This window comes from Candidatus Sororendozoicomonas aggregata (assembly GCF_031528575.1).
Lineage (GTDB): Bacteria > Pseudomonadota > Gammaproteobacteria > Pseudomonadales > Endozoicomonadaceae > Endonucleibacter > Endonucleibacter aggregata.
Genome location: NZ_JAVLSP010000056.1, coordinates 1 through 25,704 on the forward strand (window position 1 = coordinate 1; position 25,704 = coordinate 25,704).

General features: G+C 50.2%; 20 protein-coding genes. 17 read left to right on the forward strand and 3 right to left on the reverse strand.

What is annotated here, in order from left to right:
* Positions 1-519 precede the first annotated feature (519 nt).
* The 8 genes from rsxA (at position 520) to nth (ending at position 9,111) form a co-directional block, all read left to right on the forward strand.
* Positions 520-1,104: an electron transport complex subunit RsxA gene (rsxA, locus tag V4C51_RS11290; protein WP_330926286.1), complete on the forward strand. Its 585-nt coding sequence runs from the start codon at positions 520-522 to the stop codon at positions 1,102-1,104.
* 17 nt (positions 1,105-1,121) lie between these two features.
* Positions 1,122-1,718 carry an electron transport complex subunit RsxB gene (gene rsxB / locus V4C51_RS11295; RefSeq protein ID WP_330926267.1) on the forward strand — a complete coding sequence of 199 codons (597 nt, stop codon included), beginning with the start codon at positions 1,122-1,124 and terminating at the stop codon, positions 1,716-1,718.
* Positions 1,715-3,541 carry an electron transport complex subunit RsxC gene (gene rsxC / locus V4C51_RS11300; RefSeq protein WP_330926268.1) on the forward strand — a complete coding sequence of 609 codons (1,827 nt, stop codon included), beginning with the start codon at positions 1,715-1,717 and terminating at the stop codon, positions 3,539-3,541. The genes rsxB and rsxC overlap by 4 nt, the downstream gene beginning before the upstream one ends.
* Entirely contained in the window at positions 3,538-4,608 is a 1,071-nt protein-coding gene (rsxD, locus tag V4C51_RS11305; protein WP_330926269.1) for an electron transport complex subunit RsxD, read from the forward strand. The genes rsxC and rsxD overlap by 4 nt, the downstream gene beginning before the upstream one ends.
* Positions 4,609-4,630: 22 nt before the next feature.
* Entirely contained in the window at positions 4,631-5,299 is a 669-nt protein-coding gene (rsxG, locus tag V4C51_RS11310) for an electron transport complex subunit RsxG (RefSeq protein ID WP_330926270.1), read from the forward strand.
* A 2-nt stretch (positions 5,300-5,301) separates the two neighbouring features.
* Entirely contained in the window at positions 5,302-6,030 is a 729-nt protein-coding gene (locus tag V4C51_RS11315) for an electron transport complex subunit E (RefSeq protein WP_330926271.1), read from the forward strand.
* Positions 6,031-6,184: 154 nt separating this feature from the next.
* Positions 6,185-8,374, forward strand: a complete 2,190-nt coding sequence (locus tag V4C51_RS11320; protein WP_330926272.1) for a macro domain-containing protein — start codon at positions 6,185-6,187, stop codon at positions 8,372-8,374.
* A gap of 104 nt (positions 8,375-8,478) precedes the next feature.
* Positions 8,479-9,111 (forward strand): endonuclease III, encoded by a 633-nt coding sequence (gene nth, locus V4C51_RS11325; RefSeq protein ID WP_330926273.1) that lies wholly within the window; start codon positions 8,479-8,481, stop codon positions 9,109-9,111.
* A 5-nt stretch (positions 9,112-9,116) separates the two neighbouring features.
* On the opposite strand, the gene V4C51_RS11330 is transcribed toward nth, so the two are convergent.
* On the reverse strand, positions 9,117-9,866 hold the full coding sequence (locus V4C51_RS11330) for an HAD-IIA family hydrolase (protein WP_330926274.1): 750 nt from the start codon (positions 9,864-9,866) through the stop codon (positions 9,117-9,119).
* 451 nt (positions 9,867-10,317) lie between these two features.
* On the opposite strand from V4C51_RS11330, the gene V4C51_RS11335 reads away from it, so the two are divergent.
* The 3 genes from V4C51_RS11335 (at position 10,318) to V4C51_RS11345 (ending at position 15,540) form a co-directional block, all read left to right on the forward strand.
* Entirely contained in the window at positions 10,318-11,253 is a 936-nt protein-coding gene (locus V4C51_RS11335) for a M23 family metallopeptidase (protein ID WP_330926275.1), read from the forward strand.
* A gap of 520 nt (positions 11,254-11,773) precedes the next feature.
* The gene (gene secA / locus V4C51_RS11340) at positions 11,774-14,518 is read left to right on the forward strand and encodes a preprotein translocase subunit SecA (protein WP_330926276.1); all 2,745 of its coding nucleotides are present in this window, start codon (positions 11,774-11,776) and stop codon (positions 14,516-14,518) included.
* 68 nt (positions 14,519-14,586) lie between these two features.
* Positions 14,587-15,540, forward strand: a complete 954-nt coding sequence (locus V4C51_RS11345; RefSeq protein WP_330926277.1) for a Nudix family hydrolase — start codon at positions 14,587-14,589, stop codon at positions 15,538-15,540.
* Positions 15,541-15,595: 55 nt separating this feature from the next.
* Here the strand turns inward: V4C51_RS11345 and V4C51_RS11350 are convergent, their stop codons facing one another.
* A complete protein-coding gene (locus tag V4C51_RS11350; RefSeq protein WP_330926278.1) occupies positions 15,596-16,930 on the reverse strand; it encodes a TrkH family potassium uptake protein in 1,335 nt (444 codons plus the stop codon).
* A 618-nt stretch (positions 16,931-17,548) separates the two neighbouring features.
* Between V4C51_RS11350 and V4C51_RS11355 the strand changes: the two genes are divergently transcribed.
* The 6 genes from V4C51_RS11355 (at position 17,549) to V4C51_RS11380 (ending at position 25,097) form a co-directional block, all read left to right on the forward strand.
* Complete coding sequence (locus V4C51_RS11355) at positions 17,549-18,037, forward strand: SycD/LcrH family type III secretion system chaperone (protein WP_330926279.1); 489 nt, start codon at positions 17,549-17,551, stop codon at positions 18,035-18,037.
* Positions 18,034-19,260 (forward strand): hypothetical protein, encoded by a 1,227-nt coding sequence (locus tag V4C51_RS11360; RefSeq protein ID WP_330926280.1) that lies wholly within the window; start codon positions 18,034-18,036, stop codon positions 19,258-19,260. Before V4C51_RS11355 ends, V4C51_RS11360 begins: the two co-directional genes overlap by 4 nt.
* A 299-nt stretch (positions 19,261-19,559) precedes the next feature.
* The gene (locus V4C51_RS11365; RefSeq protein WP_330926281.1) at positions 19,560-20,567 is read left to right on the forward strand and encodes an aspartate-semialdehyde dehydrogenase; all 1,008 of its coding nucleotides are present in this window, start codon (positions 19,560-19,562) and stop codon (positions 20,565-20,567) included.
* Between the two features lie 120 nt (positions 20,568-20,687).
* Entirely contained in the window at positions 20,688-23,126 is a 2,439-nt protein-coding gene (locus V4C51_RS11370; protein ID WP_330926282.1) for a motility hub landmark protein FimV, read from the forward strand.
* Positions 23,127-23,234: 108 nt separating this feature from the next.
* Positions 23,235-23,990, forward strand: coding sequence for a hypothetical protein (locus V4C51_RS11375; RefSeq protein ID WP_330926283.1), 756 nt, complete (start codon positions 23,235-23,237; stop codon positions 23,988-23,990).
* 555 nt (positions 23,991-24,545) lie between these two features.
* Positions 24,546-25,097: a hypothetical protein gene (locus V4C51_RS11380; protein ID WP_330926284.1), complete on the forward strand. Its 552-nt coding sequence runs from the start codon at positions 24,546-24,548 to the stop codon at positions 25,095-25,097.
* A 55-nt stretch (positions 25,098-25,152) separates the two neighbouring features.
* Here V4C51_RS11380 and V4C51_RS11385 read toward each other — a convergent pair whose 3' ends face one another.
* Positions 25,153-25,614, reverse strand: a complete 462-nt coding sequence (locus V4C51_RS11385) for an Lrp/AsnC family transcriptional regulator (protein WP_330926285.1) — start codon at positions 25,612-25,614, stop codon at positions 25,153-25,155.
* Positions 25,615-25,704: the final 90 nt, after the last annotated feature.

Here is a 25,704-nt window from a genome sequence, read left to right on the forward strand (position 1 = left end):
TGGTTCAACTGCATCCCTGCCACTTACTTATGTCTTACTGGAGATGCGGATTAAACCACATTTTCAAAGGGATAGATATTAGGGCTTAGCACCACTAGCCAACACTGTCTGATTTGTGGTGGCCATCTCGGATCGTATCCCAAGGGCCAAAGACCCCATTAACTTACCTCCACAAAAGCCCTTTATTTATCCGTTTCCGAAAGAGTACTCCCGCCGAGCCAGGCGGGAGGTGAATTTCGTCTAACATTCTGCTAATATTCTTTCCGTCGTTGAAGACCTACCCTCGGGCAGGGGGGAAGTAAAGTCTGTGGCGTTAATGTAAGTTCCTCGTGGCTGTAACGTGGAAGCAGAAACCCGCGTAAACTCGCAAGAAAGTAACGCTCCAGTAATGGAAATCCTCCAGCGACCTGGCTGGAGGAGGATGTCAACGTTCAAAACCTTTATAATTAGCAGCCACCTTGAGGAGGCTGCCTTTGCCTTGCTGTATGCGCCATTTCTGATTTGGGTACCATGGAACACATCAACGAACTGGTTCTGATTATGGTCAGTGCCATACTGGTCAATAATTTTGTGCTGGTTCAATTTCTTGGGCTGTGCCCTTTTATGGGGGTGTCGAACAAGCTCGAATCAGCCATGGGCATGTCCATGGCGGTCACCTTTGTGCTGACACTGGCCTCCATTTGCAGTTATCTCACCTACACCTATATTCTTGTGCCCCTTGAGTTGACATTTCTGAAAACTATCACCTTTATTTTGGTGATTGCTGTCGTTGTTCAGTTCACTGAAATGGCCGTGAAAAAATTCAGTCCACTACTCCACAAGGTTCTCGGGGTTTTCCTGCCGTTGATTACCAGTAACTGTGCGGTGCTCGGGGTTGCCCTGTTGAACGCTAACCGGTTGAATACCTCTTTGGCGACGTCGGCTGCCTACGGTTTTTCTGCGGCAGCAGGGTTTTCCATGGTGCTGGTGCTATTCTCAGCTTTGCGCGAGCGAATTGTCGCTGCCGATGTGCCTTCACCTTTTCGTGGCGCTGCCATCGGGATGATTACCGCTGGACTGATGTCACTGGCCTTTATGGGTTTTACCGGTTTGGTCAAGCTGTAGGGAGTGATTGAAACCATATGGACATCGTGCTGAACGCCTTGTGGGCATTGCTGATACTTTCCTTGCTCTTTGGTGCCATTTTGGGCTTTGCCAGCGCCCACTTTAAGGTGGAAGGTGACCCCGTTGTTGATCAGATCAATGGGCTGCTACCCCAGACCCAGTGTGGTCAGTGCGGTCATCCCGGCTGCAAGCCCTATGCACGGGCCATTGCCCAGGGTGAAGCCATTAATAAATGCCCTCCGGGCGGGCAGGCCACTATTAACGCCCTGGCTGACTTATTGGCTGTTGAAGCCCCTGTTCTGGATGCTGAGCACGGTGAAGAAAAGCAGCCAATGGTGGCGGTGATTCGCGAAGATGACTGCATTGGCTGTACCAAGTGTCTGCAAGCTTGCCCGGTGGATGCTATTTTGGGCGCGGCCAAACAGATGCACACCGTCATTACCGATGAATGTACCGGCTGCGACTTATGTGTGGAGCCCTGTCCGGTGGATTGCATTGATATGGTGCCACTGGCAGTGACCCCCACAAACTGGCAGTGGCAGCTACCCACGCCCACCGGGCAATTGATTGCCACCGATAAAAAGCCCCACCAGGGACAAGGGCAAGTCGCATGAGTAATACACTGATTTATCCTTTTCCCGGTGGTGTTCACCCGCCTGAAAACAAGCGCCAGTCCACGGCGCGTCCCATTGCCACAATGCCTTTATGTTCAACGTATTATTTACCCCTGAACCAGCATTCTGGCGCTCAGGCACAAGCGTTGGTGAGTGTGGGTGAAAAAGTCCTGAAAGGGCAGATGTTGGCACGGGCAGGCAGCTTTGTCAGCGCGCCGGCGCATGCGCCCACTTCAGGAACGATTACAGCCATTGAGCCCCACAAGGTGCCTCATCCATCAGGCTTGATGGAAACCTGCCTGGTGCTTGAAAGTGACGGAGCTGACCGGTGGGTTGACTTGCGCCCTTGTCCTGACTATCTGGCCTGTGACGCTGAAACGCTGATTGAGCGTATCCACGATGCCGGGGTTGTCGGGCTCGGGGGAGCAGGGTTTCCTGCCGCTGTCAAAATGGCTTCACGTAACGAAAAGAAAATCCACACGTTGATCGTTAACGGGGCCGAGTGTGAGCCTTACATTACTGCTGACGACAGGCTCATGCGTGAACGGGCAAGGGTCATTGTTGAGGGTATTGCCATTATTGATCATCTGCTGTCCCCCGGGACGGTGATGATTGGTATTGAGGATAACAAGCCCGAAGCCATTGCTGCCATGAACAGGGCTTGTACCGGGACACCCTATCGTGTTGTTACTGTCCCCACCAAATACCCTTCAGGCGATGCCCAGCGGTTGACCTATTTGCTGACGGGCAAAGAAGTTCCCCATGATTCCCGCTCCGTAGAAATGGGGGTTGTCTGTTATAACGTGGGGACACTGGCGGCTGTGCACGATGCTGTGGTGCTTGGAAGACCCCTGATTTCACGCGTTACTACCGTGACCGGTAAAGCCCTGGCCCATCCACAAAATGTCGAGGTTCTGATTGGGACTCCCATTAGTGAGCTGCTGGCTTTTGCCGGTTTACGCCCGGCTGCCCTGCGCAATCTGGTATTAGGTGGCCCGATGATGGGATTTAGCCTCGACAGCAAAGAGGCGCCTGTCATTAAAACCAGTAACTGTTTTATTGCCGCCACCGAAGCGGAGTTCCCCCCGGCACCCCCGGCGCAACCGTGTATTCGCTGTGGATTGTGCGCGCGGGCCTGCCCCTGTGAGTTGTTGCCGCAACAACTGTTCTGGTACGCTCAGGCACAAAACCATGAGCAACTGATACACCATAATTTGTTTGACTGTATTGAGTGTGGTGCCTGTGCTTATGTTTGCCCGAGTTCTATTCCACTGGTGCAGTATTACCGGGCATCCAAGGACACTATTCGTCAGCAGGAAACCCGGCACGCCAAATCAGACCGGGCAAAACAACGCTTTGAGTTCCGCCATGAGCGGCTGGCACGGGAGCAGGCAGAAAAAGAAGCGCGCCGCAAAGCCAATGCCGAACGTGCGGCTAAATTAAAAGCACAAAAAGCGGCCAACCCGGACAAAACCCCACAGACGGTTTCCGATGACCCGGTTCAGGCCGCTATTGCCCGCGCCAAGGCCAAAAAAGCAGCCGTTGCCAACGGCGCTGCTCATAAGGCAGGAAAACAAACACGGTCAGCCAAACAGAAAGACATTAACATCCAGTTGTCCATGGCCAAAGCCCAGCTGAAAAAGACCGAGCGCGCCCTGGCGCAGGCTGAGGCTCAGGCATTGGACAGTGTCCATAAAATAAAAACCGATGTTGCCATGTTGCGAGAGCAGGTAGAGACACTAGAAAAAAACAGTGCGGCCCTCTCTGGCGTCGGCGAAACAAGCCTTGAAGGCACACCAGAAACACGACGGAATGCCAAATGACGCTGGTCAGACAAACATCGCCCCATACCGCAGGGGCAAACCGCACCCAAAAGCTAATGAAACAGGTATTGCTTGCGGCGGTGCCGGGGGTGATGGCCCAAACGGTGTTTTTTGGTTCGGGTACGCTGGTTAATGTGCTTTGGTGCGCACTGATCGCCCTGGGGTGCGAGGCCCTTATCCTGAAGCTGCGTAAACGGCCTGTAGGGTTGACTCTCAGCGATGGCAGCGTGGTTGTCACGGCATTGCTGTTAGCGGTGTCATTACCGCCGCTCTCTCCCTGGTGGTTAACACTGATTGGTACCTCGTTTGCGGTGATCATTGGTAAACACCTGTACGGTGGGTTGGGGCAAAACCCTTTTAATCCGGCCATGCTTGGTTATGTGGTGTTGCTGGTTTCTTTCCCGCAGGAAATGACGAGGTGGATGCCCCCTTTGGGCATTGACGGGAGTTTAGCCGGTGAGTCACCTTTCAGTGGATTTATCTCAGCGGTGACAAGCATTTTTCCCGCGGGTCAGGGAATCAATGTTGATGCGGTCAGTATGGCAACACCGCTGGATGTCCTGCGGGAAAATAACAGCCTGACGCTCGCGGAACTGTGGGCCAGCAATCCGGTGTTTGAGGGTATTGCCGGGCGTGGCTGGTTATGGGTCAACCTGGCTTATTTACTCGGTGGCGTGTTGATGCTGCACAAACGGTTGTTCACCTGGCACGGGCCTTTGGGCATGTTGGGGACATTAGTGGTGATGTCCTTTTTGTTTTCCGGTGGCAGTGGTTCTGACAGCCATGGACCGACGCTGTTTCATTTGTTCAGTGGGGCCACCATGCTCGGTGCCTTTTTTATTGTGACGGACCCTGTCAGTGGTGCCACCAGTAATAAAGGCCGACTGATCTTTGGGGCAGGGGTGGGAATGATCGTGTATATCATTCGCGCCTGGGGTGGCTATCCAGACGGTGTCGCCTTTGCCGTGATGATAATGAATATGGCGGCGCCCACCATTGATTATTACACACAGCCACGTACCTATGGGCATAAGAAACCCAAAAAAGGGCTGCCTCAATCCAGATAGATAATGCCCGGGAATTTTGTCAATGAGTAAAACCACACCGCCGTCAACAGACAGCCCGGGGAAAGGGCTACTGACTGTCATTAGCCGCAGCAGTATCAGCCTGGGGTTATTCTCCCTGGTGACGGTCGGGCTGACGGCACTGACCTACGTGTTGACGAAAGACCGTATTGCCGATCAGGTCCGCCGCTACGAAGCCAGAGTCCTGATGGAAATCCTGCCTGAAAGTACCCATGACAACAGACTGCAAGATACCACTGTCACAGTGCCCCCATCATCACTGCTGTCAACCAAAAAACCCCAAAAGGCTTATATCGCCCTGAAAAACGGGCAAGCGGTGGCAGTGATTCTCCATGCGACGGCACCGGATGGTTACAATGGCCGTATTGATCTACTGGTAGGTATTCGTCGTAATGGCACTGTGGCAGGGGTAAGGGTAGTTTCCCATAAGGAAACGCCGGGACTGGGGGATAAAATTGATACGAAAGTATCGCCCTGGATCTTCAGCTTTACCGGGAAGTCCCTGTTGAATCCTACCACTGACGGCTGGGCAGTAAAAAAAGACGGTGGGCAGTTTGATCAATTCACCGGCGCAACCATTACCCCGCGTGCGGTAGTCTCTTCTGTGTATCGAACGCTCGAATACTTCAAAGCTCATCGTGAGCAGCTCCTAGGCGATGGAACAGGATACTAGCCATGAGTAACACGATTATTGCCCGTAGCAAGCCCACAGACATCGCTCAGCAAGGTCTCTGGAAGAACAACCCGGCACTGGCGCAATTACTGGGCTTGTGTCCGTTGCTGGGTGTGTCTGCCTCGGTGGTCAACGCCCTGGGGTTAGGCATAGCCACCTTGCTGGTTGTAACAGGGTCTAATGTGGTGGTTTCACTGACTCGTCATCAGATCAGCAATGCTATTCGCCTGCCGGTGTTTGTGATGATTATTGCTGCCTTGACCACCTGTATTGAACTGTTGATGCAGGCTTACACTTACGAGCTGTATAAAATCCTCGGGATATTTATTCCGCTGATTGTTACCAACTGTATTATTCTGGGCCGTGCTGAGGGCTTTGCTGCCAAAAACCCGGTGCACCTTGCGGCACTGGATGGCCTGATGATGGGCGCAGGCTTTGCTATTGTGCTGCTATTGCTCGGTGCGCTGCGAGAGCTGGTGGGACAGGGGACACTGTTTGCCAATATGCATTTACTGCTAGGGCCGGTGGCCGTGGACTGGACTATTCGTGTCTTTAGTGACTACAAGCCGTTTCTTTTTGCTATTTTACCGCCGGGCGCGTTTGTTTTTATGGGTTTTTTGATCGCCTTGAAGAATTGGCTGGATAATCGCCTGGCGCAAAAACAACACCCTGTTCCAGCGGCGAGAATGCCACGCGGCAAACGGGTGCGGGTAACAGGTAATATTGCCTGAAGTGTTATCAATGTGAGCAAAATAACCGTTTATTGTTAGCTTTGCTGACATTCTCCGCCAGGCAATGAACCACCTTTGTGGCCAATAGTCTGTTCTCCTAGATTAGCTAAGATTATTGCCTGGAAAATAGAACCCCAGCTTTTAGGAGAACACTATGGTTTCATCACAGATACAAGGCTTTATCCTTGCGCTTGCCGCAGCCGGTGCGACGGATCATGGCAACCAGATCCTTCATACTGAAGAAGGAGAGATTATCACGCTAAAAGGCAATCGTCAGGTTGCGACTATCCCTTTTAAACAACTCCGCACAGGTAATAATTTGGAGTATGCCAAAAACGCTTATGAGGCAGTCAAAACAGACTTAAGTTCCAGGTCAGTCAGGCAAGTTGAGGAACCCGGCCTGTCAAAGGGAGAGGGTGCCAGAGGCTATGTTAAATCTGCCGGCGCGGGCTACAGCCACCAGGCAAGGGAAAATAGCCGTAGAATTTTGGGTCTTGCCGACGAAACCGATGACGGAAACAAGATCGTTTATGCCTCTGATGGAGAGGTTGTCACCCTGAAAAACGAGCGTGTTGCCACGATACCTTACGAAGAGCTTTTTGAAGGGGACAATATCAAGTTCGCTAATGAGGCGTATAAAATAGCCAAGTCAGCTCAGTCAGATCAGGTAGATCGGTCATCTCGGTCAGCCAGGAATCAAAGCCTGCCAGAGAGCCGAGGCGCTGCCGGGTCCGCCTTTGCCAGCCAGATCGGGAGTCCCGCCAAAGCGGGCAGCACCGTGGTGCCTGATGTCGCCCTTAAAAAGGGTCCTTGTAACCTTGTTGTTTGTCCAGAGGGGATATTTGATTGGCTGCAGCGGTTTAACCAGCCTCACGTGCTGGTCAATGCAGCCAATAGCACGATGCACCATGCCGGAGGAATTGCCGCCATTATCGCAGATAAGGCAGGACGACAGATGACTCAGGAGTGTAACCACAAACTGGGGAGTTTGGGTAAATCACTGCGTTCAGGAGACGTACTCATCACCGATGCATATAAACTGGATCAGTCCCATCAAACAAAAAGCATTGTCCATGCTGTTGGGCCAGATGCCAGAACGGCAGAAGGTAAACAAATGCAACTGGAGAAGCTCACCAACTGTTATACCCAAGCCATTAACCAGGCAAATCATTTAGGCGTGCCCCTGGTTACGCCGGCCGTATCAGCCGGTATTTTTGGCGTTGATATGGCAACCTCCGTCAGAGCATTCCATGATGCGGTGAATCACGTAAAACAATTCCTGGAAGAACAGGGCAGGCAGGCCAATAAAACCTGGTCATTCCCTGGTGCCTATCTGGTTTTGAGCACCAAGTATGTGGACTCGACTACGGTAGCCAGCGCAAAAGCCACACTGAAATATTGTGGCCTTGCCCCCCCGGCAGCGACTCCCCCTGCCCCTTCTTTCGTTCGGCCTCCGTCGATGGGAAGGGCGAGTGAAGGCAGCGTCGCCGGGAAGGAAAAGCCCGTGCGTTCAACCCATACATGGGATAGTGATACTTCTGCTGGAAGAAGACACCGTGACGCATCCCTTACCTCTCAATTAGGTGAAATGCGCCTTGATGAAAAAGCACGGGCACAGCATCAAGTCCCTGCCCCTTCAGCAGCCGCTGACCGGTTAACCGGCTTCAAACGAGCTAACCCAAGTCCTCAATGGACTGTCTTGAACGAGAGACAGGTTGTGGAAAATAAAGCGCAGAGCTGTTCCGTTTGCACTGCTACCTTTGCTGAAGACCCTGATAAGGTTGTCCGTGTATCAGCCGGGGAAAAAGCGGGTAAGCTTTACCATGAAGAGTGTATTTCCCATGAATTAAGTGTGACCGCGCAAGCAACACCTTCAGAATGCATCAAAGGTAACATGAAATGGGAGATAACCCGGGATTCTCGCCTTCAACATATTGCCGATGCGGACCCAGAAGGTTCGAGGGGTGTTATTAAAATAGATTTTGTTTTTGAAGGCCCTGAGGAGTTTGACGGAAAAAAACTCGCTATTACAAATAAAAAGTATTCCCACTATCTGCCCAATTCAAATAAAGGACGGCAGATCTTAAAGGGTTTGATTAAAGGGTTTAAAGAAGGCGTGCTGGTCACCATTGACCGTTCCCAGACGCTAGGACAATACGGTGTTGTCTGGAATGTTCATGCGAAAACCAATTCGACACAAGGTGGCGAGCATGGTTATCCCTGTGGCGACACCTGGTATAGTAACCCCATTAATGAGCTGACAAGCAGTGGTATTACTTTGGATGTCACTGAAACGGTGACCGAGGACTCGTTACGCGGTATGGGTACACGTTTCAACCGATAGCGACACGTGAGTTGAAAGGCGACGGGCATAGCCATAAAATGACACCGGCGACAGCTTTTATGGTGTCATTTTTTTATAGCGATCAAAGGTTATCACCGCCTTCAATGAACCTCACCAAACGCACCGAGATCTTCCAGCGTCTGCAGGCACAGAACCCCAGCCCGACCACTGAGCTCAATTACAGCTCTGCTTTTGAGCTGCTGATCGCCGTTATTCTCTCTGCTCAGGCGACGGATGTGGGCGTGAATAAAGCCACGGATAAACTCTATCCGGTGGCAAACACCCCGCAGGCCATTTTGGACCTGGGTGTGGAAGGGTTGAAAAGCTATATCAAAACCATTGGCCTGTTTAACAGCAAGGCGGAGAATGTCATCAAAACCTGCCGGTTACTGCTGGATAAACATGCCGGTGAAGTGCCACGAACCCGTGAAGCCCTCGAAGCTTTGCCGGGTGTTGGCCGGAAAACGGCAAATGTGGTGCTCAATACCGCCTTTAATCAGCCCACCATGGCGGTGGATACCCATATTTTCCGGGTATCTAACCGCACAGGCATTGCCCCGGGCAAAAATGTGCTGGAAGTAGAAAAAAAGCTGATACGGCTGGTGCCCAAAGCCTTTCTGATGGATGCCCACCACTGGCTGATTCTCCATGGCCGTTATGTTTGTAAAGCCCGCAAACCGGAGTGTGGCCGTTGTCTTATTGAAGACCTGTGCGAATTCAAAGAAAAAACCGCCTGATTCCCTTATAAAATGTCGATATCGGCCACAGAGTTAAACACATGGTTAGGGCTAAAAGGTACTGTCTCTATATCGGCTTCACGGCTCACACCGGACAACACCAGAATGGTTTCCAGCCCCGCCTGGAAACCGGCCAGAATATCCGTGCGCAGGTTATCACCAACAATCACGGTACTGTCAGAGTGAGCTCCCATGCGGTTAAGTGCCGCGCGAATAATCCAGGCACTGGGCTTACCCACATAAAACGGTTTTTTGCCGGTAATGCGCTCAATGGGCGCGCACAGAGCACCACAGGCGGGTGACCAGCTCGGGCCATGAGTATCAGGATTGGTGGCAATAAAACGGGCGCCTTCTGCCACGAACTTTGCTGCCGTGTGCATCATATTCCAGTTAAAATTGCGGGTTTCTCCGACAACAACAAAATCAGGGTTAATATCAGTTACCGCGAAGCCAGCATTGTACAGCTCATGGACCAGGGCACCCTCGCCGACAATATAGGCCCTATGCCCTTCCTGACGTTTTAAAAACTCGGCCGTTGCCATAGCTGAGGTAAAAAAGCAGCGCTCGGGAATTTTGATACCCGCTGCGGCAAAGCGGTTTTGCAGATCTTTAGGGGTTTGTGACGGGTAATTCGTGAGCATGATCAAAGGGACATCATTGTCGAGTAAACCATGCAAGAAGGCATCTGCACCTGGTACCAGGGTGTTGTCATGCAGAATTACGCCATCAATATCACAAATGACACTTTTGGTCATGCGCATATCCTTGAATGAGGTTAAAAGCAAATGGAAAACGCATTATACCAATACCCATCGTAACGAGCATGACCGGTTGAACAGCAGGTCAGGGCAAATTGACGAGCAAAGCAGCAGCGGTTGCAAGGGATTATAACACAGGCTTGCCTTGATCATTTTATTGATTAACAGGCTCCTGGGGTTTGCTTTGCTGTCCGAATGGGCTTTTTTCTCTGTTTTCCTTTTGCGAATAATGGGCTGTGGGTATGGGCTAAAAGGCAACTTCCTTTGAGTGAGAGGCGTTGCTAATTTTTTGACAGCAGAAAAAATATAAATTAATTGCTAGGGTTGTTACTGAGGTTTTGACACATGCCCTTGTCAGATGGGGTAAATGAGGTAGATGGGGTAGATGAGGTAGAAAGCGCTTCTTCTCTTTTACTCGTTTTTGTTGTCCAAAAGCAAAGGACACTGCATGAAAATAACCATTATAAAAAATGATCATTCACCGGCCCGAAGCTTTCAGCTTGGCGGGCTGCCACTGATTCTGCTTATCGGGTCTCTGGTGGTGACCATTGCTGCTATTGGTGGTGCGGGAATGACCCTCTGGCTAAGCGCTGGTGATGACCCGTTGCTTACGGAAGAAGAGGTGATGAGCTGGAAAGCGGAGCTGACCCACCATAAGCAGGGGTTGTTCTCTGTGCGCCAGGAAATGGAGCGCCAACTGGATAGCTTATCACTGCGTCTGGCCCAGTTACAGGGGCAAATGATGCGTCTGGATGCCTTGGGTGAGCGTCTGGTTGCCCAAGCTGGCCTTAATGATGGGGAGTTTGATTTCAGTGAACCACCGGCGTCAGGCGGGCCTGCCGAGCTTGTTGATATGGCGGGTATGTTCGCAAAGCCAGCATTACTTGACGCGATTGATGCGTTAAGCGCACAAATCGACAGTCGTGCACAACAACTGGAACTGCTGGAGTCCCTGCTGACCAACAGAGCACATTTCAAGGAGGCTTTTGTGGCCGGTAAACCTGTGGAAAAGGGCTGGTTATCGTCTCGTTTTGGTCGCCGTACCGACCCGTTTACCGGCAAGCCCGCCTGGCATAATGGTGTTGATTTTGCCGGTAAGCGCGGAACGCCGATTTTAGCCATGGCAGCAGGGGTTGTGACTGTTGCCAGCGATCGCGCGGGCTATGGAATGCTGGTGGAAGTTAACCATGGCAATGGTTATGTGACACGTTATGCCCATAATGCATCCGTCAATGTTAAAGTGGGAGAGGTTGTCAAGCGGGGACAGACCATCGCGGCAATGGGCAGTTCTGGACGCTCAACGGGTAATCATGTGCATATTGAAGTACTCAGGCATGGCAAGCAGGTTGATCCCTCAACGTACATTTATCGATCCTATGAATAACCCTGTAGCCTCTTCTGACAACACGGTACTCAAACGCGTTCAGGATATCAGATCCAGAGCCGCTATAGCCCTTTATTTTTAAGGGTTGCCAGGAGCCTGTCGGACTTAAGACAATTTCTGTCTAAAATCCAGAAAGCGCGAGAAAGCGCGGCCAGAATTTTATGCTCGAAAGCATAAGTCCGACAGGCTCCTGGTGAGAGTGTGTCTTAAGAAAAAACAGCACCTGCAAGGTTAATGGGTATACCGCAGGTTTTATTCGTTCCGTCACCGTGCTTTGACATTCGGTTTATCCGTTTGTATCACGGATTCTCCAGAGGGATGTTTTACAACGGCGGTTTCTATACTTACGATAAAGTAATAATCCATTCCGTATTATTCTGCCCATCTGAGCTAATATGGGTGAGACTTTCTTGTGATTATCATAGAATACCGAGCTATCGTGCGCGTGTCTGCCCCGACGTCCCAGATGAGTCGGCATCAGAGACAGCCTGGAAACTGAGTATGGGGCTATATCCAATCTATGTTTGCTTCGTTAGTTAAAAAAATTGTTGGCAGCCGCAACGATCGGCAGCTAAAAAGGATGGGAAAACTGGTAAAGGCGATCAATGGCCTTGAAGAAGAAACTGCCGCGCTCAGCGATGAGGCGCTAAAAGCCAAAACACAGGCATTCAAGGATCGATTTGCTAATGGGGAGTCAATGGAGGCGCTCCTGCCAGAAGCATTTGCCGTTGTTCGTGAAGCGGGTAACCGGGTTATGGGCATGCGTCACTTTGATGTCCAGATGATCGGTGGTATCACCCTGTATGAAGGCCAGATTGCTGAAATGCGAACCGGTGAGGGTAAAACCCTGGTGGCGACCCTGGCCGCCTACCTTGCGGCAATCCCTGGCAAGGGCGTGCATGTTGTAACGGTCAATGACTATCTGGCCCGCCGGGATGCGAACTGGATGCGCCCGCTGTATGAGTTTCTTGATATGACTGTGGGTGTTGTGGTTCCCCAGCAAGACTCCGACGAAAAACGTGAAGCTTACAATGCGGATATTACCTACGGTACCAATAATGAATTTGGTTTTGACTATCTGCGTGACAATATGGCCTTTCGCAAGGAAGAGAAATTCCAGCGCGAGCTGTACTTTGCCATTGTTGATGAAGTGGATTCTATCCTTATTGACGAAGCACGAACACCTTTGATCATTTCGGGACCAGCAGAAGACTCTTCAGAGCTGTATCGTGAAATGAACAAGCTGGTGCCCGGTCTTACGCGCCAGATTGAGGACACTGAAGGTGAAGTGAAAACACCGGGTCATTATACCATCGATGAAAAAAGCCGGCAGGTAGAACTGACAGAAGATGGGCACCAGTATATTGAAGAGCTGCTGCAGAAGGCGGACAAGCTACCTGAAGGCGAGAATCTCTACTCTTCCCATAACCTGAACCTGTTGCATCATGTCAATGCTGCCCTGAAGGCCCATGTCCTGTTTAGCCGTAATGTTGAGTATATTGTCCAGGGCAATGAAGTGTTGCTGGTGGATGAGCACACCGGTCGAACCATGCCGGGGCGCCGCTTGTCTGAGGGGTTGCATCAGGCGCTTGAAGCCAAAGAAGGGCTGGAGATCCAGTCAGAAAGCCAAACGCTGGCATCAACTACCTTCCAGAATTATTTCAGAAACTACACCACTCTCGCCGGCATGACGGGCACTGCCGATACAGAAGCGTTTGAGTTCCGGCAGATTTATGGTCTGGATGTTATGGTCATCCCGACGCACAAGCCCATGGCACGTAAAGATATGAACGACCTGGTCTATCTGACCATTGGAGAAAAGTACGATGCCATTATTGAGGATATTAAAGCAACAACGGCTAAAGGTCGCCCGGTATTGGTGGGCACAGCGTCTATTGAGTCCTCAGAACATCTCTCCAGGGCATTGAACAAAGCAGGTCTGAACCATCAGGTACTCAATGCCAAGTACCACGAGAAAGAAGCAGAAATCATTGCTCAGGCAGGTAAGCCAGGGACTATTACCCTGGCCACCAATATGGCGGGGCGTGGTACCGATATTAAGCTTGGGGGTAACTGGGAAGCTGAAATTGGCCTACTCGGTGAAGCCTCACAGGCTGATACGGATCGGATAAAGGCCGATTGGCACCAAAATCATAAAGCCGTGGTCGATGCCGGTGGTCTGCATATCATTGCCACTGAGCGCCATGAATCCCGTCGTATTGACAACCAGTTGCGAGGCCGTGCCGGTCGCCAGGGTGATCCGGGGTCTTCCCGTTTTTACCTCTCTCTGGAAGACAACCTGATGCGTATCTTTGCCTCTGACCGGGTGAAGAATTTTATGAAAGCCCTGGGAATGGAAAAAGGTGAAGCCATTGAGCATCGAATGGTGAGCAATGCCATTGAGAAGGCCCAGCGTAAGGTGGAGGGGCGTAATTTCGATATTCGTAAGCAGCTATTGGAATACGATGATGTTGCCAACGACCAGCGTAAAGTGATTTACAATCAGCGTAATGAACTCCTCAATGCTGATGAGGTGTCTTCGAGTATCGAAGCCATTCGTCAAGATGTCGTGAATAATCTGATCAGTGAGCATATTCCACCACAAAGTCTTGAAGAGCAGTGGGATGTAAAAGGCCTGGAAGAGCGGATTGCCAGCGAATTCAATCAGGAAATGCCAATACAGCAGTGGCTTGATGATGATGATCGCCTGGATGAAGAGGCGCTGCAACAAAAAATTCTTGATGGGATAGTGGATGCCTACCGTGATAAGGAATCACAGGCAGGCAGCGATGATTTACGCAACTTTGAGAAACATATTCTGTTGCGTATTCTTGATGATAAGTGGAAAGAGCATTTGGCGACCATGGATCATCTGCGTCAGGGCATTCATTTGAGGGGGTATGCACAAAAAAACCCCAAGCAAGAGTATAAACGGGAAGCCTTTGAGTTGTTTCAGCAAATGCTGGAGGACATTAAGCACGATACCATTCGCGTATTGTCCCACGTACAGGTACAGCAGGAAGAGCAAACGGAAGAAGTAGAGCGCCGTCGCCGGGAAGAGATGGCCCGACGCATGCGGTTCCAACATGCTGAAGCACAGGCTCCGGGGATTGGTGAAAGCAAAGAGGGAGCAGATGGGGAAAGTGGTATGCCAGCCGCGCCCACACAACCTTTTATTCGCGAAGGCCGTAAAGTGGGACGTAACGACCCTTGTCCTTGTGGCTCAGGCAAAAAATACAAGCAGTGCCACGGCAAGATAGTGTAAGGGGGTTGTTATTGATTCAAATAAACGGGTCATTACAGACCCGTTTTTTTTGGTTCTTGCAGGAAGAAATGATGAAGAAGGTCGTGCATGTTGCTGTTGGTGTTATAAAAAGCCTAGACGGTCGTATTCTGGTGGCGAAACGTCCGAAACACACCCATATGGGCGGCTTGTGGGAGTTTCCGGGCGGGAAAGTAGAAGTGGGTGAAACCCTTGAGGAAGCCCTGAGCAGAGAACTTGTTGAAGAAGTGGGTATCGGCTTTGAGCACTGTCAGCCATTGATACAGATAACCCATGCCTACTCTGATAAAACCGTTCTGCTTGATACCCTTGTGGTGTCGGGATTAACGGGGCAGGCTCATGGGCGTGAGGGACAGGCAATTCAGTGGGTGATGCCTGATGAGCTCAATACACTGAGTTTCCCGGAAGCCAACAAGGCCATTATTACCGCAGCACAGCTACCTGAGCATTATATGATTACGGGGCAATTCTCCCGGCTTGAAGAGCTGCTTGATAACGTATCTCATCAACTTGCGCGGGGCATTCGCCTGGTTCAGTTTCGGGCACCGTGGTTAAGTGAGCAGGAATACCTGCACTCGGCTCAGCAATTACAGGAAAGGGTGACCGACTTGGGGGGTAAGCTTCTGGTAAAAGGGGGGAAGTCAATGCTGGCGCAGCCCTGGTGTCAAGGTATCCATTTGCGGGCATCACAGCTGTATGCGTCTGAACGCTGGTCAGCGTTCCGGCGTCAGGGGCAACTGTTGGCCGCCTCTTGCCATAATGAGCAAGAGCTGGCCCTTGCTGCTGATCATGATGTTGATTTTGTCACACTCTCGCCAGTCAAACACACTAAAACCCACCCCGAGAAAGAGCCGTTGGGGATGCAACAGGCGCGGCGGTTAACACGGGTATCATCACGGCCAGTCTACTGGTTGGGTGGGTTGGATCAAACAGACAGGGAAGCAGCCAGGTCTTCAGGCGCTCAAGGCGTCGCAGCAATAGGTGCGTACTGGCCGCCGCATTAATCACAATAGTGGATTTCAGGCCATTATCAAGGCCGTCAAGTTCCTCCAGAATGCGTCAATCTTTCCAGAAGCTAGCAGTAAACAAGACTAAAACGGTGGTAATTTCTAACCGTCCCATTAACATACCGCCACTGAGCAGCCATTTGGCACTGTCGGGCAGAGATTTAAAATTACCCGCGGGGCCAATGATATCACCCAACCCTGGCCCGACATTGGCAATGGCTGTCAGCGCGCCGCTCATGCTGGTGATCAGATCAAGTCCCATCAAGCACAGCAAAAGCGTCATCAGGATTGAGAGAAGCCCAAAGAAAAAGCCGAAGCCAATCAAGGAACGCAGGATATCCTCAGTAATAAGCTGCCCATTATAACTATGCACCAGGCAGGAGCGCGGGTGAGAAAGCAAGCGTAACTGAATACCCAGTAGACGGGCACCAATCTGAAGACGAAAGATTTTAATACCCCCTGTGGTGGAGCCTGAACAGCCCCCTATCACAGTGAGAAATAAAAAAAGTGCCGCTGCGAAGCCGCCCCACAAGGTGTAGTCTGTCAGGGCAAAACCGGTTGTGGTAACGACGGAGGTCGTGTTAAATGCCACCAGGGTAAATGCTTGCCATAAATTATACTGGGAGTTAAACACCAGCCAGAGGCTGAAAAACCCCCATAGAATCAGCATAAAACCAATAAAAGCACGCACCTGACGGTCTTTGAGCAGGGACTGGATGTCCCCTTTAAAAAACCTCACAAACAACACAAAGGGCAAACTGCCCAACAGCATAAAAATAATGGCAACCCAGTGGATATAGGGATTGGTAAAATTTGCCATGGAGCTATCAGAGGTAGAGTACCCGCCGGTGGAAAGGGTCGTCATGGCATGATTAATGGCTTCAAATCCGGTCATTCCTCCCAGGTAATAGAAATAAGCACAGGTAATGGTCAGCCAGAAATAAATGGCGACAATTCGTTTGGCAATGCTGCCAGAACGGGGCATGACCTTTTCAGACCAGTCAGATGATTCACTTTGGAACAGCCGCATACCGCCAACCTTAAGGAAAGGCAGCACCGCCACGGCCATGACAATAAAGCCAATACCGCCTAACCATTGCAGCAGTGAGCGCCAGAGCAGCACGCCTTTTTCCATATGATCGAGGCCACTTAGCACAGTAGATCCAGTAGTAGTAATGCCTGACATGGTTTCAAAAAATGCGTCCGTATAGGAAAGGTGCAGTTCCAGCATAAAGGGAATCGCTGCATAAGTACTGAGTACCAGCCAGCTGACATTGGTAAGCAAAAAGGCCTCACGGGGTTTTAAGGCAAAGTTATCAGGTTTAGTCCCTAAAAACAGCGCGCCGCCGCTGGCTCCGGTGATGCCGGCAGATAGCAAGAAGGACATGGAACCTTCTGTATTTGTGATTATGTGGTATAAGGCCGGCAACAGCATCAACACTGCAAGGACAGTAAGAAGTAATCCGACAACATAGAGAACCGGGCGAATGCTTATCATGAGAGTGTATAAAAGGCCTTAATAGTCAATTATCACACTGTGTTATAGCAGGGTATATAGTGGGATATACCCTTTTTCCCGATTGAGCGATGTCACTGACCTGTTTGGGCCAGGCTCGATCAGGACTTAAAAGCAGTCTTGATCGTTTTTTCAGGGTTATCTGTGTCCTTGGAGCCTGTCGGACTTAAGACAATTTCGGCCTGAAATCCAGAAAGTGCGGCCAGAATTTTATGCTCGAAAGCATAAATCCGACAGGTTCCTTGGCTCGAAAAAAGCCGTGATACTTCCCGATAACTCCTATCAACGCCTATGAATTTTTACCAATGACCGGTACAGGCATCAAATTTTTGACGCACGCCAGTGACTAATTAAACGGTTGATTTTATGAAGTTATTTGGTGTGGCTTGGTTAATAAAAACGGTTGCCTGCATTTTTTTAAAAAGAATCATAAGAAAAGAGTAAAGTTATTAAAGGAATAAAAATTGATACCGCTGTTTGGAGGCAGTTATGTTATCAGTAGAAGAAGCCAATGATTCAGGTCTTATTGACCAATTCAATCAGTATCTTGCCAGTGGTGGAACACTGTCTCACCTCAACGGCATTAGCCAGAGATCACTTGATACCACCCAGGCAATTGCCTATCACAAATATCAAAGCGGGCTGTATGATGAGGCGTTGAAGTACTTTCAATACCTTTGCCTTCACCATCACTGGAAGTCCGATTATTTTTTGAGTATGGCGGCCTGTCAGCAAATGCTTGGATTTTATTATCAGGCCATTGAAACCTATTTGCATGCGGCCAGGCTCGGGCCAAAAAATCCAATGCCACTGATTTATATTTGTGAGTGTTACATTTTCATGGGTGATCTGCCAAAAGCGAGAAAGGCACTGATTGAGGCGCTTGAAAAAGACGATGAAAAAAACACGGATCTTAAAGAATTAAAACGGATTGAGCTGTTATTGCTGCAATCTGAAAATCAGGAGGTAACGTTATGAGTGGTATCAATGGTGTTAATCAATCACAAGGCGTACTCCCAATTCAAAACCCCGATAACCTGGAGCAGGGGTCAGGCGTAGCGGCACCAAAAACGGTTAGCAGGGGGTTTATCAATCAGGAAACAATGAGCGTCAAGGAGGGAAGGCCGGATGTATTGCCTTTGGCAGCGAGAACAGATCATCCCCCGGTAATACCTCCGGCTCAAAATAGTCATGTTGTCAGTTATGCTGCAGCAGATGTCGCTAAGTCGGCCATGGATAAAATTGGACCAAAGCTTGGCATGACGCAGGGGCAGATAGCAGAGGTTAAAGCAAATATTGATGCGACAAAAAACACGATTTCAGATGAAGGCAAAGCGGCTATTAACACGCTGGCCGGTATCCCTGGTGCTGAACCACCGCTTACCGATGCTGAATTAGAAAATGCCATGGCCCAGATCATGATGAAGCTCGATGAAAGTAAGCAAAAAACCACAGAAGAGGGGATAAAAATTTCGGCAGAACAAAAGCAACAAAAAATTCAGGAGAATGTTGATAAAATTAAAGAAAATATCAGAAAAGCTAATGAAGAGGGTGCAGGCGGTGATTTTGCCAGCTTGCCCGATGGAAAAAAAGCCGGTTATGTCTTGTTATGTATTTTTTGTCCTGCGGTGGCCGTTTATGAATTGGGGGCTATGGCTGTCAGTGCCATACTCCATGAGATAAATCCTGATCTTTTTGATAAAAATGGGGGAACGATTCTCCATGCAATGGCCAAACCTCATAATGAAACGGCTAAAGCCGCCGAAGAAGAGATCGCCACTGCTGAAAGGGAACTCGTTCGCCTCAGTGGCCTCCATCCTGATGATAATAAAGCCAGCCATTCAGAGAAAAAGCCACCACAGACCATTGAAGAGGTTTCTCAGACAGGCATGGAGCTGGCCGTCACCGGCGATGACCGCCTTGAACAGCGTAAGGCTTTTTTAAAGAGTCAAACTGAGCAAAAGCAGGCTGAGGAGCAAAAAGAAACGCTGAATGCGGCCCTCGAAGCGCTGCAGGGCAAAGACCCAAAAGCGGTGAAAGAGGCACTTAAGTCAGCAGGAATGGGCAGTGAAGGCAGCACACTGGTTGATCAGCTCCAGTCAACGGCGGAAGCGTCAACCACCATTCGGCAGGAAACTCAGCAGCAGGAGGTGGCTGCCCAGGAGCAGTTAGCGGATTTGGCAAGGGCAAGAAAATTTTGAACAGCCCTCGTGAAAATCCAGAAAGCTGTTCATGATCTTTTGAGACAGGCAAAACCGACCATAAAGGATCATGAACAGCTTCTCAGGGAACAATGCTCAGTGGCATGTTGATCTGAGGGGGAGAATGAGTGACTGAAAATCGATATTGAGCCCCCCCTTTATCTCATCCCCTTCTTGTAAACCACACCAATACCCCTACCGATCGAACGTGTTGACAGTTTGCAACAGACCCCTTGCGGGGCTGAGGCTCAATCATTACAGTTGTTCGCCATCATTCTTTCGTTTCTACAGAGATTTCCATGAATAAGCCCTGTGATATTGCCATTTGCGATGCGGGTAGCCTGGCGGGTGAGACCCTGATTCGCTTGTTTGAAGAAGCAATTCTGCCTGCGGGTAATGTTTATCTGTTGTCCGATACTGCTGAGAAAGGAGCAACCATTGAGCTGTCCGGTGAAGAGGTTGACGTGTTGCCAGCGGCCACCTTTGAATTTATGGATGTGGACCTGGTATTGATTCCCGTGGGGGGGGGCATCAGTGAATCGGTCATTGGGCAAGCACTGGCGGCAAATTGTATGGTCATTGATGGCTCCTTGGGAGCGGCCGGACATTCTGGCGCAGTGGTGGCATTGCCGGGGCTGAATGAGGAAGCGCTGGATGTGGCAGTGGCACAAAAGAGGCTGGTTGTTCCGGCAAGTCCCGCGGCAATGGCGCTAACTGCTTTGCAGGCGATCAATGACGTGAGCCTGATTAATCGTGTGGATATGACGGCGTGCCAGTCGGTATCGCGCCAGGGCAATGCGGGAATAGATGCGCTGCGAAAGCAGACCGTTGGGTTGCTCAATGGCAAGCCGGTTGATCATGGCATATTTCCTCACCGTATTGCCTATAATCTCATTCCTCAGGTGGGGGCGTTAACATCAGAGGGTATCAGTGCTGAAGAGTTAATGGTCGAAACGGAGATTTGGGCTGGCCTGAACGACAGCGGCATTGATGTTCGTGCAACCTGTATTACCGTTCCTGTGTTTTATGGCGATAACCTGGCCGTGACAGTGGATCTGGACGGTCCGGTGGATATCACCGCGGTGCGCTCGGCCCTTGATGCAGTGGACAGGATCGACCTTTATGAGGGCAATGACTATCCAACCGTCGAACAATCTGCCAGTAGTGATCAGATCTTATTGGGCCGATTAAGAGCCATACCCGGTAACAAAGAGAGCCTGAGTTTCTGGGTATCAGGAGACGCCTGCCGTCAGGGGGCTATTGCGATTATGGCAATGGCTCAGCGCTTGATCGGTGACTTTTTATAGTGATAGTTTAAAAATAACCAGCACTGTTATTGCCGTATTTTAGTTTTCAGTATTGCTGGCGATGACTTAAGAGACAGGTGCACAAACGTCAGGAGGACGGGTGACCAGCAGGGATGCGCAATGGTTTCTATAAAACGCTATGGCTTATTGAATACCGCACTTGCAGTGGTCGGGTTTTATGCTGCCAATATGGCCAGTGCGCTGAGTCTGGGAGACATAGCGCTGCATTCACGCCTGCACCAACCCTTACACGGTGAAATTGCCCTCACCGATATTGGGGATTTCAATTCCTCTGAGATTTTCTCCAACCTTGCCTCAGAGGCAGATTTCCAGAGGGCAGGTATTCAGCGCCCTTATAATTTGCTGGATTTACGGTTTAAAACGCAAGTACGGCCCGATGGCACGGGTTCGATTAAAGTAACCAGTACCCATCCTATTCAGGAACCTTTTGTTAACTTTTTGCTAGAGGTGCACTGGCCCAATGGCAGGTTGTTACGGGAATATACGCTGCTGATGGACCCACCTGGACTGGATGACCCTGTCCCAGAGCCCATTACTCCCCCGACAACGATTCCCCGACGGTATGCCTTACCGGAAATCCGTGGTCGCTTAGCGCCGGTTAGTCGTCCAGATGCTGTCGACCCGTCGGCGCCACAGTACCCTGTTATCGATTCTGGCAACCAGTCAAACGAAACCTATAAAGTTCGGCGCAATGATAATCTTTGGTATATCGCGGACGACCTTCGCCCTGACAGCGGGGTGTCAGTGGAACAAACCATGATGGCTTTATTGCGGCTGAACCCCGATGCCTTCGTTGGTCATAATATCAACCGGCTCAAGAAGGGGGTGGTATTACGGGTGCCGGACGGCGATACAGTGCGGACACTGACCCATGAGCAGGCCGCCTGGCAAGTAGCCATGCACCACAAAGCCTGGAAGCAGAATACGCGGCTTCCCCAGTTGGATGCCTCGTACCCTGAGTATCGTGAACCCTCAGGCTTCACTCAGGCACCGAGTCCCTCAGGCAGGCTCAGTATTGTATCACCCAATGAGACGTCGCGGCAGGGGAAAACGGATAACCGCAGTAATGATGAACAGGCTACCCGGCTTCAGAATGAATTGTTGATGACCCGTGAGCACGTCGACAAACTCTCTCGGGAGAACAGCGAGCTGAAAAGCCGGTTGCAGGATCTGGATGACCAGATAGCTACGCTCAACAAGCTGGTGATGCTTAAGGATGACCAGCTGGCGGCACTTCAGACTGAACAGGAAGAGCCTGAGCCAGAGTCAACAGCCCAGAAGACCGCTGAAGCGCCTTCTGAGGAAACACAAGCAGAAGGCAGCCGTTCGGGATCAGAAACCCCGCCACTTTGGGACTCTCTGTCTATCCCTGAAATAGCGTTGCCCATGCCGAAGGTGAACCTGAGCCTTGAAAGCTTAAATAACCCCGTGTTGCTTGGCCTGATTGGCCTGCTGCCCCTATTGGTCGCAGCCGGCTTTATTATTCGCCGACGACGGGGTGAAGGGGATTTCGATGAAGAAGATTTGCTGGATGATCTTGATTTTGCCACATCTGCTGACGAACAGGGGGCAGAAGAAAACACCCAGCTCACAGATGACCCCATCAACGATGCCGATGGCTTAATGGCTCATGGAAACTTTGAGGAAGCCATCAACACCCTGAAATCGGCTATCAGTGACACACCTGATAATGCCAGTTTGCACGTTAAGCTGCTCGAAGCATACGCAGAAAGCGGTCACCTTGAAGGCTTTAAGGCAGCACTGGCTGAGCTGGAGCAGCTCGGTCAGGCTGATGCGCTGAAATCTGCTGAGGTGCTTAAGACTCGCTTTGGCGATGACGCCTTTGTTGAGCCATCCGAGACAATTTCTGAAACACCTGAGCCTGATGAATTTCCCTCCCTGGATGAGATGGATCTTGATCTGGACGCTATGGACGACGATGTTAAAACATTGGCAGATGCCCCGTCAGAATCAGACGAGGACTCTGAGTCTTTCCCGGATTTATCAGACACATTAGCGTTTGAAAGCCCCCTCGAAGACCCAGCGGTTGAAGAGGCGGTATCAGAAGAAGCTCAGACTGACGACGATGATAATGGGCTGGCATTTGATACCAGTGACCTGGATTTTTCAGTACCAGAGCCAGAACCCGAGTCCGAGCCAGATGCGGCGACGACAGATGATGGGGCACCGGGGCTGGATTTTGATGTCAGTGATTTAGGCCTTGAGGATAAGCCCAATACCCCTGAAGAGCCTGTCAGTGTCACGCCTGATGAAGGCTTGACGCTGGATATTGGAGACAGTGCTGAAGTAGCTGACGCCGTGCCTGATGGGGTTGATGAGACGGTTGACGAAGCATTTGATGAGGATATGAACTTCCTGTCCGACGATGATGATGAGATTGGTATCAAGTTGGATTTAGCCCGTGCCTATATGGATATGGGCGATAATGATGGCGCATCGGATATTCTTGACGAAGTGGTGGAGCAGGGCAATGAGCAACAGCAGGCTGAGGCCCGGGAGTTGATGGAGCAGTTGTAGAGGGTCTGTCTGTGTCAGGACTAGCAGGCAAGCCATCCAGGGCATTGCTTGATCAAATACTCGGGGCTACGATTAACAGAAGCTGTCATCCCGAGAGAGGATCTCACCATGCCCATTTCTTGTTCTATATGTGGGAAGTTATGCAACCTGCCGGGTGATCTAACCTTACACATGGGTACGCACGCTAAAGAAATTGCTTATGTTAGAATGCCAGGAGAGTTTAGTAAGAAAGACCTACCACTTTCGCCAGCTCAAGCTGCAGCTAAAGCTGCGTCTGAGGCTTTACAAGCTAAAATCGACCGCGATCTTGCTGAAGGCGCTGCGGCTAGACATGCTGCACGCGAACGTGAGTATGCTGAAATTGTTGCTGGTAGATATGATGTTCATCGACGTAATGAAGCGATAGCTGCTGCAACTACTTCAATAAGTGCTAGAAATGCTGCTTTTATGGAGGCTGCTCCTGTTGGTACTGTTTTTCGTAATGTGTTCAGGTGTCATCCCTGTAGGGAGAATTATACCTTTGGTTGGGAATTCGATCAGCACTTAAGGGCGAGACACTGTACCGATGGCTCTCAGGTCACTACAACCATAGGGTCAGGTAGATTGTCAAATGGATCTCCGGTTGTCTGCGTAACCCACGTATTCAGAGACGAAACAACCAACACTGTCACGGCGGTATCTCAGCTAAGATCTGACAATGGCGGCGCGATGGTATCCTCTGTTGAAACACCTGGTTCTGATGTAGTCACTGTTACGCAAGACGCACAACCCCCTGTCAGAGAAACAAGCTCCAATTCAAACGTTCCAGAATGGTTTCACAAGTGGTATGAAAAGCACCACGGCAAAGACGGTGAGCCTGATTGATAAGTCAGGCGCTGATCTTGATAAGTTATACCCATCGTCTCTTCCAATTACCCTAAGAGCTTACAAACTGGATGTCAGAACACTGTAAACGACGGTTGATGTTTGCTATTGCGAGGAGTTTCAACGCAGGGTTGGCATTCGTTGGCAGCGTAAAGCCCATTCAGGAGAGTCGATTGGTATAAATTCAGCTTTGCGTTCAATGGGTAAAAAAGCAAAAGCAGGTAAGCCGTTCAGGGCATTGCTTGATAAAATGCTCGGGACTACGATTAACAGAAGCTGTTTATCCCAAGGGAGAATCTCACCATGCCCCTCCTCTCTTGTACTATGTGTAACAATTTCTCAAGCTATTCACTTAATGAGCTACTCTTTCACATATCTACGCACGTTACTACAAGGCCAGGCGATAGACCTCCAAGGCCAACCCCTATTTTTCCACTTTCGCCAGCTCAAGCTGCAGCTAAAGCTGCGTCTGAGGCTTTACAAGCTAAAATCGACCGCGATCTTGCTGAAGGTGCTGCGGCTAGACAAGCTAAATTCGACCGCGAATATGCTGAAATGGTTGCGGCTAGACAGACTGACATCGACCGCGATCGTGCTGTACCTGATGTTGATACATATATTGTTAATCGATGTAATGAAGCGAAAGCTGCTGCAACTATTTCAATAAGTGCTAGAGCTGCTGCTTTTATGGAGGCTGCTCCTGCTGGTACTGTTCTTCGTAGTGTGTTCAGGTGTCATCCCTGTAGGGAGAATTATACCCTTGGTTGCGAATTCGATGAGCACTTAAGGGCGAGACACTGTACCGATGGCTCTCAGGTCACTACAACCATAGGTTCAGATAGATTGTCAAATGGATCTCCGGTTGTCCGCGTAACCCACGTATTCAGAGACGAAACAACCAACACTGTCACGGCGGTATCTCAGCTAAGATCTGACAATGGCGGCGCGATGGTATCCTCTGTTGAAACACCTGGTTCTGATGTAGTCACTGTTACGCAAGACGGACAACCCCCTGTCAGAGCAACAAGCTCCAATTCAAACGTTCCAGAATGGTATGAAAAGCACCACGGCACAGACGGTGAGTCTGATTGCGACGAGCCTGATTGATAAGTCAGGCTATCTGCTGAATCTGGTTTTTGGGGCCATTTTACTGAAGGTCACTCTATACTGGCAGCGCTGTCGTGTATTTTAACGGTTCCATGGCAAATGTTGATGTCACATTACTCAGCTCTTTGACACTGGTCACCAGTTTTTTATAGAACAAATCGAAGGCCGCCATGTCTTCTACGACAACCTTCATCATGTAATCAAACTCTCCTGCCATACGATAGAATTCCATCACTTCCACAAAGCCTGCCACGGTGTTGACAAAGGTGTTATACCATTGCTCAGAGTGGTTGCTTGTTTTCACCTGAACAAAAGCGGTAAAAGACAAGCCCAGTTTTTTACCATCAAGCAGTGCCACACGCTGCTTGATAATCCCCCTGTCCTCAAGGCGCTTGAGCCGTTTCCAACACGGTGTAGTGGTGAGATTCACCTGATCCGCAAGCTCTGCTAAAGACAGGGCAGCGTTCCCTTGCAGAAGCCGCAATAATCTTCTATCTGCCAAGTCTAACTTATCCATAAAAACCACCAAAAAAATGATAAAATAGATTTTTTTTCTCTATTAAACGCATAAAAAGAAAAAATAGCAATAATTTTCTATTAGGGGTGC